Consider the following 13,809-nt stretch of genomic DNA (forward strand, 5'->3'; position numbering starts at 1 on the left):
ACTGCGCATGCATTTGACAGCGGCCCGGACGATCCTTAACATTCAGCGGCTTATGTCCGCAAACGTGCCCGAAATGCTGGATGCTTGGCGGATGGTCGCAGCGCGCAGGCGCTTCGATGGCCAGGTGGATCTAGCGCAATTGACCCGCCTGCAAGGCCTTGTTGCCGATACCGAAGGTCAGTGCACGTATGCACTGGAATTCGCGCACGACGACATCCTGCGGGTATCCTATGTTGAACTGTCCATCGACACCGCGCTGCCGCTGATCTGTCAGCGCAGCCTGCAGCGTTTCCTGTTGCCGGTTTCGATGGTGCAGCGGCTCGGCCTGATCCGCAGCGAAGAGGAAGAATCCTCGCTGCCGGAAGGGTGGGAACCGTGGCTGGTGCCGGAAGACGGCATGCTGCGACCGCTGGAACTGGTCGAGGACGAACTCGTCCTGGCCGTGCCCGTCGTGCCGTTGTCTCCCGATGGCGAGGCAGTGGACAAGGACTGGGCACCGACCGAAGAAGAAATCAGCAAGGCCAATCCGTTCGCGGCGTTGGCGGCACTGAAAAAACAATAGCAGCCGGATTGTCGTCGGCGGCTGCGGCGAAAGCGAAAACTGTGCTGGGCGCTGGCGTCCTGCGCGACGATACGACGAAGCAAAACGAACCGAGTTTGGAGCAATCCCATGGCTGTGCAGAAATCCCGTGTCACCCCGTCCCGCCGCGGTATGCGCCGTGCGCATGACGCCCTGAGCGCCAAGCAGCTGTCCACCGATCCGACCACCGGTGAAGTGCATCTGCGTCACCACATCACCGCTGACGGTTTCTACCGCGGCAAGAAGGTGATCACGACCAAGTCGAACTCGGCCGTCGAAGAAGATTGATTTGTGAAGGCCGCTGCCCGGTCGGGCGGCGGCCTTTACCCCATTCTTCCCGATCACCACGTTTGGTGATCGTGCTACAGGACATGCAATGAGCAAGCGGATCTACTCGAGGATCGCGGGCACTGGTAGTTATTTGCCCGAAAAAGTGTTGACCAACCAGGATCTGGAGAAAATGGTCGACACCAGCGATGAGTGGATTCAATCGCGCACTGGTATCCGCGAACGGCATATTGCGGCCGAAGGCGAGACCACCAGCGACCTCGGCTACCACGCCGCGGTACGTGCGCTTGAAGCGGCCGGTATCGACGCTTCGCAGCTCGACATGATCGTGGTGGGAACCACCACCCCCGATCTGATCTTCCCCTCCACCGCGTGCCTGATCCAGGCCAAGCTCGGTGCGAGCGGTTGCCCCGCCTTCGATGTCAACGCCGCCTGCTCGGGCTTCGTGTTCGCGTTGAGCGTGGCCGACAAATTCATTCGTTCCGGTGATGCACGCCATGTGCTGGTCATCGGTGCGGAAACCCTGACCCGTATCGTCGACTGGACCGAGCGCACCACCTGCGTGCTGTTCGGCGATGGCGCGGGCGCCGTCGTGCTCAAGGCCGACGAAGACACCGGCATCCTCAGCACCCATCTGCATTCGGACGGCAGCAAGAAAGAACTGCTGTGGAACCCGGTGGGCGTCTCGGCAGGCTTCGGCGAAGGCGAGAATGCCCGCGGCGCGATCCTGATGAAGGGCAACGACGTGTTCAAGTACGCCGTGAAGGCGCTGGACTCGGTCGTCGATGAAACCCTGGAAGCCAATGCGCTGACCAAGGCCGACCTGGACTGGCTGATCCCGCACCAGGCCAACCTGCGGATCATCGAAGCCACCGCCAAGCGCCTGGAGATGTCCATGGACCAGGTGGTGGTGACGGTCGACAAGCACGGCAATACGTCTTCGGCCTCGGTGCCGATGGCGCTGGACCATGCGGTCCGCTCCGGCCGCGTCGAGCGCGGCCAGCTGCTGCTGCTGGAAGCCTTCGGCGGCGGCTTCACGTGGGGTTCTGCTCTGCTGCGCTATTGATAGCGTCAGTTACGACAACGTGACGCTGTCGTTACGGCCCCATTACGGGGCCGTAAGCATTTCAGGAGAACTGTCATGGTTGAGCCCATCGTCATTGAAGGGCAGCGCGCCTGGCTGAAGCAGTACGGCGAAGGAAGCCGCGTGGTCGCGCTGGGGCTGTTGAACTTCATCGCCCGCCGCTTCCAGCTTGATGCCCTGCGCCCGCCGCCGCACCGCGGTGGCGACGCTGCCCGCGAAACCGAAGCCCGTCGCCTGGCCGAACTGCAGGCCCAGGGCGTCAACGTCCCCAGCGTGATCGGCAGCGGCCACGCCGCCCTGGTGCTGGGCGACAACGGCTCCTCGTTCAACACCTGCCTGCGCGAAGCCGACGACGCCGGTCGCGACCGCCTTGTGTCCGCGGCGATGAACGCCATCGCCCAGGCCCACCGCAAGGGCGCGTATTTCGGCCAGCCGCTGCCGCGCAACCTGACCTGGGACGGCAAGGAGATCGGCTTCATCGATTTCGAAGAAGACCCGCTCGAAGTGATGGACCTCGCCCAGGCCCAGGCCCGTGATTGGCTGATGTTCGGCTACGGCGTGGCCAAGTATTACGAAGACCGCCCGCAGCAGCTGCAGAGTCTCATGGCGCAGGCCATGGACGGCGCCGAAGCGCCGGTCCTCGCCCATGCCCACGACGTCACCGGCCGCCTGCAGGGGCTGGCCCGGTACAGCATGAAGATGGGGCGCTCCGCCCGCGCACTGGCCCATTCCATCCTGATCGTCCACGGTGCCACCACCCTGGGCGTGCTGATGCTGGCCGTGATCTGCATCGACTTCTTCAGCGATGGCGATCTGGACATCCTGCAGCTGTTCACCTGAGCCCCACATACGCGGCAGTACAGACGAAGGGAGACGTTCCCCTTTATCATTCGCCGTTCGATTTTTGCAGGCGGATGATCGCGTGACCGATACCAATCTCGCATTCGTGTTCCCGGGCCAGGGCTCGCAGTCGCTGGGCATGCTGGCCGAACTGGCCGAGCTGCACCCGCAGATCCGCGAGGCCTTCACCGAGGCCTCCGACGGCGCCGGTGTCGACCTCTGGGCCCTCTCCCAGGGCGGCCCGGAGGAAATGCTCAACCGCACCGAGTACACCCAGCCGGCCCTGCTGGCCGCCAGCATTGGCGTCTGGCGCGCCTGGAACGCCGTTGGCGGTGCCAAGCCGGCCGTCCTGGCCGGCCACAGCCTGGGCGAGTACACCGCCCTGGTCGCCGCTGGTGCGCTGTCGCTGCGTGACGGCGCCCATCTGGTGCGCCTGCGCGGCCAGCTGATGCAGGAAGCCGCCCCGACCGGCGTGGGTGCCATGGCCGCCGTGCTCGGCGCTGAAGACGCCCTGGTCGTGGAGGTCTGCGAGCAGGCCGCCGGCAGCCAGGTCGTCGTCCCGGCCAACTACAACTCGCCCGGCCAGATCGTCATCGGTGGCGACGCCGCTGCCGTGGACCGCGCGCTGGCGCTGCTCGCCGAGAAGGGCGTCCGCAAGGCCGTCAAACTCGCCGTCAGCGTGCCCTCGCACACCCCGCTGATGCGCGAAGCCGCCAACCGCCTGGCCGAAACCATGGCCGGCCTGGACTGGCGCGCCCCGGCGCTGCCGGTCGTGCAGAACGTCGATGCCCGCGTGCATGACGGCGTCGATGCCATCCGCCAGGCCCTGGTCCAGCAGCTGTACCTGCCCGTCCAGTGGACCGGGTGCGTGCAGGCGCTGGCCGCCCGCGGCGTCACCCGCGTGGCCGAATGCGGCCCGGGCAAGGTGCTGAGCGGACTGATCAAGCGCATCGACAAATCGCTGGACGCGCGCACACTGTCCACGCCCGCCGATTTCGAGACGGCCCGCGAGACCTGGGCCGCCTGATGTCTTCCGATCGTGCCCGTGCTGGACTGGCGTCGCGCCAGACCGGCCAGGCCGGTCCCGTTCGAGGAAATGAGATGAGCAAGCCCCTTCAGGGTGAAATCGCACTGGTCACCGGCGCCAGCCGGGGTATCGGTGCCGCGATCGCCGACGCACTGGCCGCGCAGGGCGCGACCGTCATCGGCACCGCCACCACCGACGCCGGTGCCGCCGCCATCGGCGAACGGCTGGCTGCCGTGGGTGGCCACGGCCGCGCGCTGAACGTCACCGACAGTGCTGCGCTGGAGGCCGTGCTGGACGGTATCGCCAAGGAATTCGGCGCCATCAGCATCCTGGTCAACAACGCCGGCATCACCCGCGACAACCTGTTGCTGCGGATGAAGGAAGAAGACTGGCAGGCGATCCTGGACACCAACCTGACCAGCGTCTTCCGCACCTCCAAGGCCGTCATGCGCGGCATGATGAAGGCGCGCAAGGGCCGCATCATCAACATCGCCTCGGTGATCGGCGTGACCGGCAATGCCGGCCAGGCCAACTACGCCGCGGCCAAGGCCGGCATCATCGCGTTCTCCAAGTCGCTGGCCAAGGAAATCGGCTCGCGCGGGATCACCGTCAACGTGGTCGCGCCGGGCTTCATCGACACCGACATGACCAAGGCCCTGCCGGAAGAGCAGCGCACCGGCCTGGTCAAGTCGATCGCCCTGGAGCGGCTCGGCGAGCCGTCCGATATCGCCAACGCGGTGGCGTTCCTGGCCGGTCCTTCGGCCAGCTACATCACCGGCGAAACCCTCCATGTGAACGGCGGCATGTACATGCCGTAAGCATGTGGCGCAAGGAATGCGCCGCAAGTGGTTGATCCGTTTGATGTTTTGCTGCAATGCAAGGTGTCGCTGGTTTCCACTACACTATCCCACGGTCATCCCTCACCGGATGGCGTCATTTTTGAACCACTACTCCATCTGGAGCGATATCCAATGAGCACCATCGAAGAACGCGTCAAGAAAATCGTCGTCGAACAGCTTGGCGTCAAGGAAGAGGAAGTCACCAACAGCGCATCGTTCGTCGATGACCTGGGCGCTGACTCGCTGGACACCGTTGAACTGGTGATGGCGCTGGAAGAAGAGTTCGAGTGCGAAATCCCGGACGAAGAAGCCGAAAAGATCAGCACCGTGCAGGCTGCGATCGACTACATCAACGCCCACGTCAAGGCTTGATGTCAGGCGGCTCGCGCGCGGCCGTGGCGATTGCCGCGACCGCGTGCGGCAAACCCATGGGGCCGCGCTTGCGGCCCTGTGCTTTTGAGCGTTATACCGCGTGATACCCGCAACACCCGGGTCAGGAGAATCTGCAATGAAGCGTCGCGTCGTCGTTACCGGCATGGGCATGGTCTCGCCATTGGGCAATGATATGGCCAGCAGTTGGAAGGGCATCACCGAAGGCCGTTCCGGCATCGGTCCGCTGACCAACGTTTCGCAGTCCTACCTGGACCGTTTCACCACCAAGATCGCAGGTGAGGTCAGGGACTTCGACATCACCGCCGACAACGAACAGTTCGGCAAATTCCGGGTCACTGGCAAGGACGCCAAGAAGATGGACCCGTTCATTCATTACGGCCTCGGTGCCGCCTTCATGGCCTTGAACGATTCGGGCCTGGAAATCACCGACGGCAACGCCGAGCGCGTCGGCGCCATCGTCGGCGCGGGCATCGGCGGCCTGCTGGGCATCGAAGAGCAGACCATCGATTTCCACGAGGGCAAGAAGATCTCGCCCTTCTACGTGCCCAAGACCATCATCAACATGCTCCCGGGCCAGCTGAGCATCATCACCGGCCTGAAGGGCCCGTCGTTCTCGGCGGTCTCCGCCTGCGCGACCTCGAACCACTCGATCGGCACCGCGATGCGCATGATCCAGTACGGCGATGCGGACGTGATGGTGGTCGGTGGTGCCGAGCGCGGCTCCTCGCCGACCGCCCTGGGTGGCTTCTGCGCGATGAAGGCCATGAGCACCCGCAACGATGCGCCGGCGGAAGCCTCGCGCCCGTGGGACAAGGAACGCGACGGCTTCGTGCTGGGCGACGGTGCCGGCATCCTGATCCTGGAAGAGTACGAACACGCCAAGGCACGTGGCGCACGCATCTATGCCGAGCTGGCCGGTTTCGGCGCCAGCTCGGATGCGTACCACATGACCGCCCCGAGCGAGAACGGCGAAGGCGCGGCACGCTGCATGACGATGGCGTTGAAGGACGCTGGCGTGACCCCGGACCAGGTCGGTTACCTCAACGCGCACGGCACCTCCACGCCGCTGGGCGATCTGGGCGAAACCATGGCCATGAAGACCGCCTTCGGCGACCACGCCTACAAGATGATGGTCAGCTCCACCAAGTCGATGACCGGCCACCTGCTCGGCGCGGCCGGCGGCGTGGAGGCGATCTTCTCGGTGCTGGCGCTGCGCGACAACATCATCCCGCCGACCATCAACCTGCATGAAGCGGGCGAAGGCTGCGACCTGGATTACGTGCCCAACACCGCACGCGAGGCCAAGGTCGATGTGGTGATGTCCAACGGCTTCGGCTTCGGCGGCACCAACGGCACGCTGGTGTTCAAGCGCGTCTGACCGCACGTTCCGTGTATCCCCACCCGGGCCGCCATCATGGCGGCCTTGGTGTATCTGGCCCCCGCGCACGCTGCGCGTCCTTCCGGTGTCCTGTCATGTTCCAGACGCTTCCGCTGCCCGCCACCACCGACCTGCTGGCCCTGCAGCGCCTGGCCCCGCAGCGCTACCCGCTGCTGATGGAGTCCACCGCCTCGGGCACCGCGCAGGGGCGCTGGGACCTGCTGCTGATGGGCAACGGTGAAGCGCTCGCGCTGCACGCCGACGGCGTGGTGCGTGATGCCGATGGCGTGGCGCATGACGGCCGCTTCCTCGAGGTGCTGGACGCGCACTGGGCCGCGCTGCGGCTGCCGCGCGAAGAGACGACGCTGCCGTTCCGTGGTGGCTGGGCACTGATGCTGGATTACGAACTGGCCGGCCAGATCGAAGCGGTGCTGGCCTTGCCGGCGCGCGCCGATGGTCTGCCGTCGGCGCTGGCGCTGCGCTGCCCGGCGGCCGTGCTGCACGACCGCGTGCTCGGCCAGTTCCATGCCGTGTGCGAAACCGACGAGGCCGCGCTGCTGCAGACCCTGCAGGACGACCTTGCCGCGGCCGCCGCGCTGGCCCCGTTGCCGACGTGGCAGCCACCGGTGGCAATCGGCGAAGACGCGCCACCGCGCTTCACCGACGGCGTCGGCAAGGTGATCGATTACCTGCGCGCGGGCGACGTGTTCCAGGTGAACCTCTCGCGGCGCTGGAACGCGCAGTTCGCCGAGGCGCTCTCGCCGCAGGCGCTGTACGCGCAGCTGCGCGTGGCCAACCCCGCGCCGTTCGCCGGTCTGTTCATGGCGCAGGGCAGGGCAGTGGTCAGTTCCTCGCCTGAACGCCTGGTCTCGGTGCATGGCGATGACGTGCAGACCCGCCCGATCGCCGGCACCCGGCCGCGCTTTGCCGGCGATGACGATGCCGCGCGGATCCAGGAACTGGTCGGCCATCCCAAGGAGCGCGCCGAGCACGTGATGCTGATCGATCTGGAGCGCAACGACCTCGGCCGCATCTGCGCACCGGGCAGCGTGGAGGTGGATGAGCTGATGACCGTAGAGAGCTACGCCCACGTGCACCACATCGTCAGCAACGTGCGTGGCCGCCTGCGCGAGGATGTCAGCCCCGGCCAGGTGATCGCCGCGACCTTCCCCGGCGGCACCATCACCGGCTGCCCGAAGGTGCGCTGCATGCAGATCATCGCCGAGCTGGAGCAGACCGCGCGCGGTGCCTACACCGGCGCGTTCGGCTGGCTGAACCGCGATGGCGACCTGGACCTGAACATCCTGATCCGCACCGCTGAAGTGGCCGCCGACACCGCCAGCTTCCGCACCGGGGCCGGGATCGTGGTCGATTCGGTGGCCGACAAGGAGCTGGACGAAACCCGCGCCAAGGCCCGTGGCCTGCTGCGTGCGCTGGGCAGCGATGCCTGAACCGTTTGGCGGTGTGCAGTACCCGCGCGGTATGCTGCGCGGCGAAGAATTTGATTCGAGGTGACCATGGCGGGTACGAAACGGGGATGTCTGGCCGTACTGGCCGTGTTGCTGGTGCTGGCCCTGCTGGTCGCGGCCGCAGGCGCATGGTTCTGGCATCGCCAGGGCGCGTTCGCCGATGCGCCGGTCACACCCAGTGCGGAGAGCGTGGTGATCGCCTCCGGTGATGGCTTCAGCACCGTGCTCGGCAAGCTGCGCCAGGCCGGCGTGGACGAAGGCAGCGACACCCAGTGGCAGCTGCTGGCGCGCCAGCTCGACGCGGCCGGCAAGCTCAAAGTGGGTGAATACGCGCTCGATCCGGCGCTGACCCCGCGCGAGCTGCTGACCCGCATGCGCCAGGGCCGCGTCCTGCAGCACCGCGTCACCATCGTGGAAGGCTGGAACATCCGTCAGCTGCGCGCTGCGCTCAAGCGTGCCGATCCGCTGGTGCACACCACCGATGCGCTGGACGATGCCGCGTTGATGAAGGCGATCGGCTTCCCCGGCGAACACCCGGAAGGCCGCTTCCTGCCCGAGACTTACGTCTACCAGCGCGGCGACAGCGACATCGACGTGCTCAAGCGCGCCCATGCCGCGATGGAAAAAGAACTCACCGCCGCGTGGGACAGCCGCGTGGACGACCTGCCGCTGAACTCGCCGTATGAGCTGCTGATCCTCGCCTCGATCATCGAGAAGGAAACCGCGCTGCCCAGCGAGCGCCCGCAGATCGCCGGGGTGTTCATGCGCCGCCTGAAGATCGGCATGCGGCTGCAGACCGACCCGACCGTGATCTACGGCATCGGCAGCAGCTACGACGGCAACATCCGCAAGCGCGACCTCACCACCGATACGCCGTACAACACGTACACGCGCGCCGGCCTGACCCCGACCCCGATCGCCATGCCCGGGCGCGATGCGCTGCATGCCGCCGCGCAGCCGGCCAAGGGCGACGCGCTGTACTTTGTGGCGGTGGGCGACGGCAGTGGCGCGCACATCTTCTCGGCCAACTACACCGACCACAACGCCGCCGTTGCCCGCTACCTGCAGCAACTGCGCAGCAAACGCACCAACGAGGCCGCACCCCAATGAGTCCCGCGCTGCACCGGCACCCGCATTTCGTCAGCCTGGAAGGGGGCGAGGGCGCCGGCAAGACCACCGCCATCAACGCGATCCGCGAGGCCCTGCAGGGGCGCGGGCACGAGGTGGTGCTGACCCGCGAGCCCGGTGGCACCGCCCTGGCCGAGCGCATCCGCGCGCTGGTGCTCAAGCCGGACGCGGAGATCGCCGCCGAGCCGCTCTCGGCCGAGGCCGAGCTGCTGCTGGTCTTCGCCGCCCGCGCCCAGCACGTGCGCCAGGTGATCGCCCCGGCGCTGCAGCGCGGCGCCTATGTGCTGTGCGACCGCTTCACCGATTCCAGCTATGCCTACCAGGGCGGTGGCCGCGGCCTGGACCCGGCGTGGATCGCCGATCTGGAGCGCCGCGCCGTCGGCCTGCTGCCCGGCCTGACCCTGCTGCTGGACGTGGACGTGGCGGTCGGCCGTGCGCGCGCCAACGGCCGCGACCTGTGGCCGGACCGGATCGAAAGCGAGCACGATGATTTCTTCCAGCGGGTGCGCGCGGTGTTCCGCCAGCGTGCCAGCGAAGACCCCGCACGCTACCGCCTGATCGACGCCAGCCAGGACCAGGCCGACGTCGCCGGCGCGGTGGTGGCGGCCGTGGAGGCATGGTTGGCACAGGAGCCGGAACGTGGCTGAACCCTTTTCCCCCTGGCAGCAGCGCGCCTATGACCAGACCGTGGCCGCGCTCGACGCCGGTCGCCTCGGCCATGGCCTGCTGTTCTGCGGCCCGGCCGGCCTGGGCAAGCTGGGCGTCGCACTGCGGCTGGCCGAGCACGTGCTGGGGCAGGGCGAGCCTGCCGCCGCCAAGCGCAGCGCCCAGCTGCTGGCCGCCGGGACCCACCCGGACCTGCAGCGGATCTCGTTCATCCCCAACAAATCCGGCGACAAGCTGCGCACCGAGATCGTGATCGAGCAGATCCGCGAGATCTCGCAGAAACTCTCGCTGACCCCGCAGTACGGCGTGGCCCAGGTGGTGATCGTCGATCCCGCCGACGCCATCAACCGCGCTGCCTGCAACGCCCTGCTCAAGACCCTGGAAGAGCCGCAGCCCGGCCGCTACCTGTGGCTGATCAGCGCCGACCCTGCGCGCCTGCCGGCCACCATCCGCAGCCGCTGCCAGCGCCTGGAGTTCAAGCTGCCGCCGCGCGAGGAAGCCCTCGCCTGGCTGCAGACCCTGGGCCACAGCGAGGCCAGCGCCCGCGAAGCCCTGGACGCCGCCCGCGGCCACCCCGGCCTGGCCGACCAGTGGCTGCGCGACGACGGCCTGGCCCTGCGCCGCCAGGTCGCCACCGACCTGGAAGCGCTTGTTGCCGGCCGCTCCGGCGCGGTGGAACTGGCCCAGCGCTGGACCGCCGACGACAACGCCGCCCTGCGCCTTCGCCACGCCGCCGATCTCGCCCTGGCCCAGGCCACCGGCGGTGGCTTGACCGATCCCGATCGATTGCACAAGCTGGCCGCCTGGTTCGATGCGGCCAACCGCACCCGCGACCTGCTGCGCACCACGGTGCGCGCCGATCTTGCGGTGGTGGAGCTGCTGCTGGCCTGGGGAAAGGTCAACGAACGGCACGCCAAGGGGAATAGAGCATGAGCGCCACCAACGCCCGACAGGGCATCCTGTCCCTTGCCGTCAAGGACAAGGCCGCGCTGTACAGCGCCTACATGCCGTTCGTGAAGAACGGCGGCATCTTCGTGCCCACGCCCAAGCGCTACTTCCTGGGCGATGAGGTGTTCCTGCTGCTCACCCTGCCGGACTCCAGCGAGCGCCTGCCGGTGGCCGGCAAGGTGATCTGGGTGACCCCCGCCGGTGCCCAGGGCAACCGCGCGGCAGGCATCGGCGTGCAGCTGGCCGACGGCGCGGAAGGGGAGACCGTCCGCCACCGGATCGAGACCCTGCTGGCCGGCATCCTGACCGCGGACAAGCCCACGCACACGATGTGAAGAAATTTCGGCGAAACCGTTGACGTCCAAATTTGCCGCCCTATAATGAGCGGCTCAGCAGCATCGGGCGGTTAGCTCAGCGGTAGAGCATTGCCTTCACACGGCAAGGGTCACAAGTTCGAACCTTGTACCGCCCACCATGATTCAGTCGAGAAAGCCTCCGGAAACGGGGGCTTTTTTGTTGGGTTGTGCCCTCCACCTGCCGCTTACCGCAGAGCTGATCGTCAAAGCGATGGCTGCCAGCTCTCTCTGATGCGAGCGCTATTCCCCCGAACCAGCTGCCAGGCTGTCCCAGATACGTCCGTCACGTTGCGCTTCAGTGGTGACGTTGATCACCGCCTGTTCGCCCAGACGATCACGCAACTGCTGCAGATACAGGCTGCGAGGTGTCGCCACCTGGCCCACCGACTGCACGATCCCCGCAGGCTCCTCAGGCGGGAATTTCCCGGGTGCGATGGCGCCCACCTGTCCCACGCTCCAGTTCATCGCGAAGGCCGGCGCCTGGACCACGTAGATGTCGTGCTCGGTGTTCCAGAACATCTGCTGCGCGCCCGCCCAACCGTGCCCCGTGCCGCTGTACCGGCGGTTCTGTGCCCGCAGCATGTATCCCTTGGTGTTGTCGTACAGCGTGCCGGTGGACCAGCGGTGATGGGGGCCACTGTCGTTGCTGTCGCCGACGGCGAGGCAGTCAAGAAATACGTTGGGCCCGGGTACCCGTGCGCCGATGACGAAGGTATGCCTGCCGCCCTGGTTGTAGCAGCGCTGGATCACGTTGAAGGCGGCGTTGCCCTCGTACAGGAACACATAGCGGCGAGCCCCCTGGGTCTCGCCATACCTCGGGTCGAGATAGACGATGTCCTGCAAGGTGTTGAACTGCGCGCCGTTGCGGGTCACGAATCCATGCGACACATAACGCACGGTCACGTCGCGAACCCATGAGTTGTAGATTGCACCCAGGCGGAGCGCGGTAAAGGGGCCGGAATCGGCGGTGCCGTTGACTGTGCCGGTCTCGGGGTTACCCTCTAGGCAGAGGTCTTCGATGCCGACCTCGGAGATACGGATCGGGTCCGTGCGATAGACGCTGCCGCCACCGAACCGGGCCTCGATGGCATCCACGATCGGGGCATCGAGAGTGATCGTGTCACGGTCTATCGCGGTGACGACGCGTTCGCTGTACATGGCGTAGTCGCTGGCCGTCCACCGGTATCGCGCGGTATCGATGCCCTCGGGGCCGACCCAGCGCGCATTGGGTTCCCTCGCGATCGATACGGTATCGCCTGCGCGATAGCCCGCTGCGGACTTTACCGTGATCCGCATCGCCCCCACTGGCACGTAGTCCATAGTGATGGCGGTCCGGCGTGCGTCCAACGCTGCGCGGGGGACCGCGGATTCGCTGCTGCCCACTTCAAGAATCCTGCCCTGCCGATCGCTGACTTCGGAGCGGATCACCGTGCCGTCGGCACCTCGACCTTCACCGCGCAGAACTACGCCGCTGGCCCGGATGATCAGCGTCTTGCTCAACCTATAGTGGCCGCGCCGCAGCAGAACAGCGCCGCGCAGGCCCCGGCTATCCTGGACACGCACGGCGACCGCGTCGATGGCAACCTGGATGCGGGGATAGTCGTCACCCTCGGCGTTTGGCTCAAGGACCTCCATAACGGGAATGCTGGAGCGCGTGGGCAGACTGACGCCGCCGCCCTGATAGCCGGCGCGGGAGAAGTCGGGGACGATGTTGCGCGCGTGATCGCTACCGCGTTCGGAGTACAAGGCATAGCGCAGCAGGCCGTTGCTGCCCAGTTCTACCAGGGGGGCGTCTTCGGCATTGTTGATGGGGTGGATGAAGGCGCTGGTCTCAGAAACAGGCTCCGCCGCTGATAAGGTAGCAAACGGGCAGGCCGGCAATGCCACGAGCGTCAGCGCTGCGACGCGGCGAAACGCCGGGAGGAAAGGCATGCGGGCGACGTCCTTCCAGGGAGGAGTAGCTTGCAATGTTAGCAACTGCTTCCAACGATGCAGAATCGAACTCTTCAAGCAAACTGTGGAGTCAAAATGTACCAACGTGCTTCCGCTGTTGCTCTATATTGGAATGAACTCTTTGAGTCGGGCATCCGTGTGTCTACTCGGGACAGCTTCAGTCTCGTCATAAACCCCAGCCTCACCGATGAGCGACGGGCAATGATCATGATCCCTGCCAATGGCAGCACGCGCGCCGCCATTTCCCCAAACACGGCCTCCACATTGGGCGTTGCTTCGGACCTCCCGCCGGTCTCGCTGCAGTGGTTGCGCGAGGCGCTGCACACTGCCGGCAGTCGAACTGCATGCGCCAGATGTCATCTACCACGTGGCAGCTACCGGATTGCCGCCCGCGCGCAGCGGCAACGCGGTTGAGGTGCGCCAGTTGGCCTCTGATGATGCGTCGCTGTTCGATGAATTCATGTCGCAGATCTCGGTAGATGACCAGGATGACGCGTCTGTAGAGCTAGGGCACTGGGCGACATTCGGCGCGTTCGTTGAGTCGCAACTATTGGCGGTGGCCAGCATCTATCCATGGGGCGGCGCAGCCATTGCCGATATGGGCGTACTGACCATGCCTCGTGCGCGAGGCATGGGCCTGGCAACTTCGTTGGTGCGAGCCATGGTTGGTCATGCTGAGAGCCGTGGATATGGGGCGCAGTACCGCTGCCAGTGTGACAACGTTGCATCGAATGCACTTGCACAGTCTCTCGGACTGACGCCGTACGGCAAGTGGGAAGTGGCTTTCGCGCCGTAGACTTACCGGTCGCCGGAGCGTGCAGTCAAACCAGCGATGCATGGGGAAATTGTGCTCGTGTGCT

At 66.2% G+C, this 13,809-nt stretch carries 15 protein-coding genes and 1 tRNA gene; 15 read left to right on the forward strand and 1 reads right to left on the reverse strand.

What is annotated here, in order from left to right; genetic code table 11:
• Positions 1–52: 52 nt before the first annotated feature.
• From AC07WC_RS02585 to AC07WC_RS02650, 14 genes are all read left to right on the forward strand, one after another.
• Complete coding sequence (locus AC07WC_RS02585) at positions 53–562, forward strand: YceD family protein (protein WP_495208769.1); 510 nt, start codon at positions 53–55, stop codon at positions 560–562.
• Between the two features lie 108 nt (positions 563–670).
• A complete protein-coding gene (gene rpmF / locus AC07WC_RS02590) occupies positions 671–868 on the forward strand; it encodes a 50S ribosomal protein L32 (protein ID WP_017357626.1) in 198 nt (65 codons plus the stop codon).
• 88 nt (positions 869–956) lie between these two features.
• Positions 957–1,934, forward strand: a complete 978-nt coding sequence (locus AC07WC_RS02595; protein ID WP_495208615.1) for a beta-ketoacyl-ACP synthase III — start codon at positions 957–959, stop codon at positions 1,932–1,934.
• Between the two features lie 75 nt (positions 1,935–2,009).
• A complete protein-coding gene (locus AC07WC_RS02600; protein WP_495208616.1) occupies positions 2,010–2,792 on the forward strand; it encodes a BUD32 family EKC/KEOPS complex subunit in 783 nt (260 codons plus the stop codon).
• 82 nt (positions 2,793–2,874) lie between these two features.
• Positions 2,875–3,819: an ACP S-malonyltransferase gene (gene fabD / locus AC07WC_RS02605; RefSeq protein ID WP_261997757.1), complete on the forward strand. Its 945-nt coding sequence runs from the start codon at positions 2,875–2,877 to the stop codon at positions 3,817–3,819.
• A gap of 74 nt (positions 3,820–3,893) precedes the next feature.
• Positions 3,894–4,637, forward strand: a complete 744-nt coding sequence (gene fabG / locus AC07WC_RS02610; RefSeq protein ID WP_495208617.1) for a 3-oxoacyl-ACP reductase FabG — start codon at positions 3,894–3,896, stop codon at positions 4,635–4,637.
• Positions 4,638–4,790: 153 nt separating this feature from the next.
• Entirely contained in the window at positions 4,791–5,030 is a 240-nt protein-coding gene (acpP, locus tag AC07WC_RS02615) for an acyl carrier protein (protein WP_017357544.1), read from the forward strand.
• Positions 5,031–5,166: 136 nt separating this feature from the next.
• Complete coding sequence (gene fabF / locus AC07WC_RS02620; protein WP_421116509.1) at positions 5,167–6,429, forward strand: beta-ketoacyl-ACP synthase II; 1,263 nt, start codon at positions 5,167–5,169, stop codon at positions 6,427–6,429.
• A 95-nt stretch (positions 6,430–6,524) separates the two neighbouring features.
• Positions 6,525–7,880 carry an aminodeoxychorismate synthase component I gene (locus AC07WC_RS02625; RefSeq protein WP_495208618.1) on the forward strand — a complete coding sequence of 452 codons (1,356 nt, stop codon included), beginning with the start codon at positions 6,525–6,527 and terminating at the stop codon, positions 7,878–7,880.
• 66 nt (positions 7,881–7,946) lie between these two features.
• Entirely contained in the window at positions 7,947–9,008 is a 1,062-nt protein-coding gene (gene mltG, locus AC07WC_RS02630; protein ID WP_495208619.1) for an endolytic transglycosylase MltG, read from the forward strand.
• Positions 9,005–9,673, forward strand: coding sequence for a dTMP kinase (tmk, locus tag AC07WC_RS02635; protein ID WP_495208620.1), 669 nt, complete (start codon positions 9,005–9,007; stop codon positions 9,671–9,673). Before mltG ends, tmk begins: the two co-directional genes overlap by 4 nt.
• Positions 9,666–10,625 carry a DNA polymerase III subunit delta' gene (locus AC07WC_RS02640; RefSeq protein ID WP_495208621.1) on the forward strand — a complete coding sequence of 320 codons (960 nt, stop codon included), beginning with the start codon at positions 9,666–9,668 and terminating at the stop codon, positions 10,623–10,625. The genes tmk and AC07WC_RS02640 overlap by 8 nt, the downstream gene beginning before the upstream one ends.
• The gene (locus tag AC07WC_RS02645; RefSeq protein WP_088432861.1) at positions 10,622–10,975 is read left to right on the forward strand and encodes a PilZ domain-containing protein; all 354 of its coding nucleotides are present in this window, start codon (positions 10,622–10,624) and stop codon (positions 10,973–10,975) included. The genes AC07WC_RS02640 and AC07WC_RS02645 overlap by 4 nt, the downstream gene beginning before the upstream one ends.
• A gap of 65 nt (positions 10,976–11,040) precedes the next feature.
• Positions 11,041–11,115, forward strand: a tRNA-Val gene (locus AC07WC_RS02650).
• 121 nt (positions 11,116–11,236) lie between these two features.
• Here AC07WC_RS02650 and AC07WC_RS02655 read toward each other — a convergent pair.
• A complete protein-coding gene (locus AC07WC_RS02655; RefSeq protein WP_495208622.1) occupies positions 11,237–13,006 on the reverse strand; it encodes a hypothetical protein in 1,770 nt (589 codons plus the stop codon).
• A gap of 367 nt (positions 13,007–13,373) precedes the next feature.
• On the opposite strand from AC07WC_RS02655, the gene AC07WC_RS02660 reads away from it, so the two are divergent.
• The gene (locus tag AC07WC_RS02660; RefSeq protein ID WP_495208623.1) at positions 13,374–13,745 is read left to right on the forward strand and encodes a GNAT family N-acetyltransferase; all 372 of its coding nucleotides are present in this window, start codon (positions 13,374–13,376) and stop codon (positions 13,743–13,745) included.
• Positions 13,746–13,809: the final 64 nt, after the last annotated feature.

This window comes from Stenotrophomonas sp. GW821-FHT01H02A (assembly GCF_059422145.1).

Coding starts and splice junctions, on each gene's coding strand:
- AC07WC_RS02625 (WP_495208618.1), top strand. CDS start 6,525: ATGTTCCAGACGCTTCCGCTGCCCGCCACCACCGACCTGCTGGCCCTG.
- AC07WC_RS02595 (WP_495208615.1), top strand. CDS start 957: ATGAGCAAGCGGATCTACTCGAGGATCGCGGGCACTGGTAGTTATTTG.
- rpmF (WP_017357626.1), top strand. CDS start 671: ATGGCTGTGCAGAAATCCCGTGTCACCCCGTCCCGCCGCGGTATGCGC.
- acpP (WP_017357544.1), top strand. CDS start 4,791: ATGAGCACCATCGAAGAACGCGTCAAGAAAATCGTCGTCGAACAGCTT.
- fabG (WP_495208617.1), top strand. CDS start 3,894: ATGAGCAAGCCCCTTCAGGGTGAAATCGCACTGGTCACCGGCGCCAGC.
- AC07WC_RS02585 (WP_495208769.1), top strand. CDS start 53: ATGTCCGCAAACGTGCCCGAAATGCTGGATGCTTGGCGGATGGTCGCA.
- mltG (WP_495208619.1), top strand. CDS start 7,947: ATGGCGGGTACGAAACGGGGATGTCTGGCCGTACTGGCCGTGTTGCTG.
- tmk (WP_495208620.1), top strand. CDS start 9,005: ATGAGTCCCGCGCTGCACCGGCACCCGCATTTCGTCAGCCTGGAAGGG.
- fabF (WP_421116509.1), top strand. CDS start 5,167: ATGAAGCGTCGCGTCGTCGTTACCGGCATGGGCATGGTCTCGCCATTG.
- AC07WC_RS02600 (WP_495208616.1), top strand. CDS start 2,010: ATGGTTGAGCCCATCGTCATTGAAGGGCAGCGCGCCTGGCTGAAGCAG.
- AC07WC_RS02645 (WP_088432861.1), top strand. CDS start 10,622: ATGAGCGCCACCAACGCCCGACAGGGCATCCTGTCCCTTGCCGTCAAG.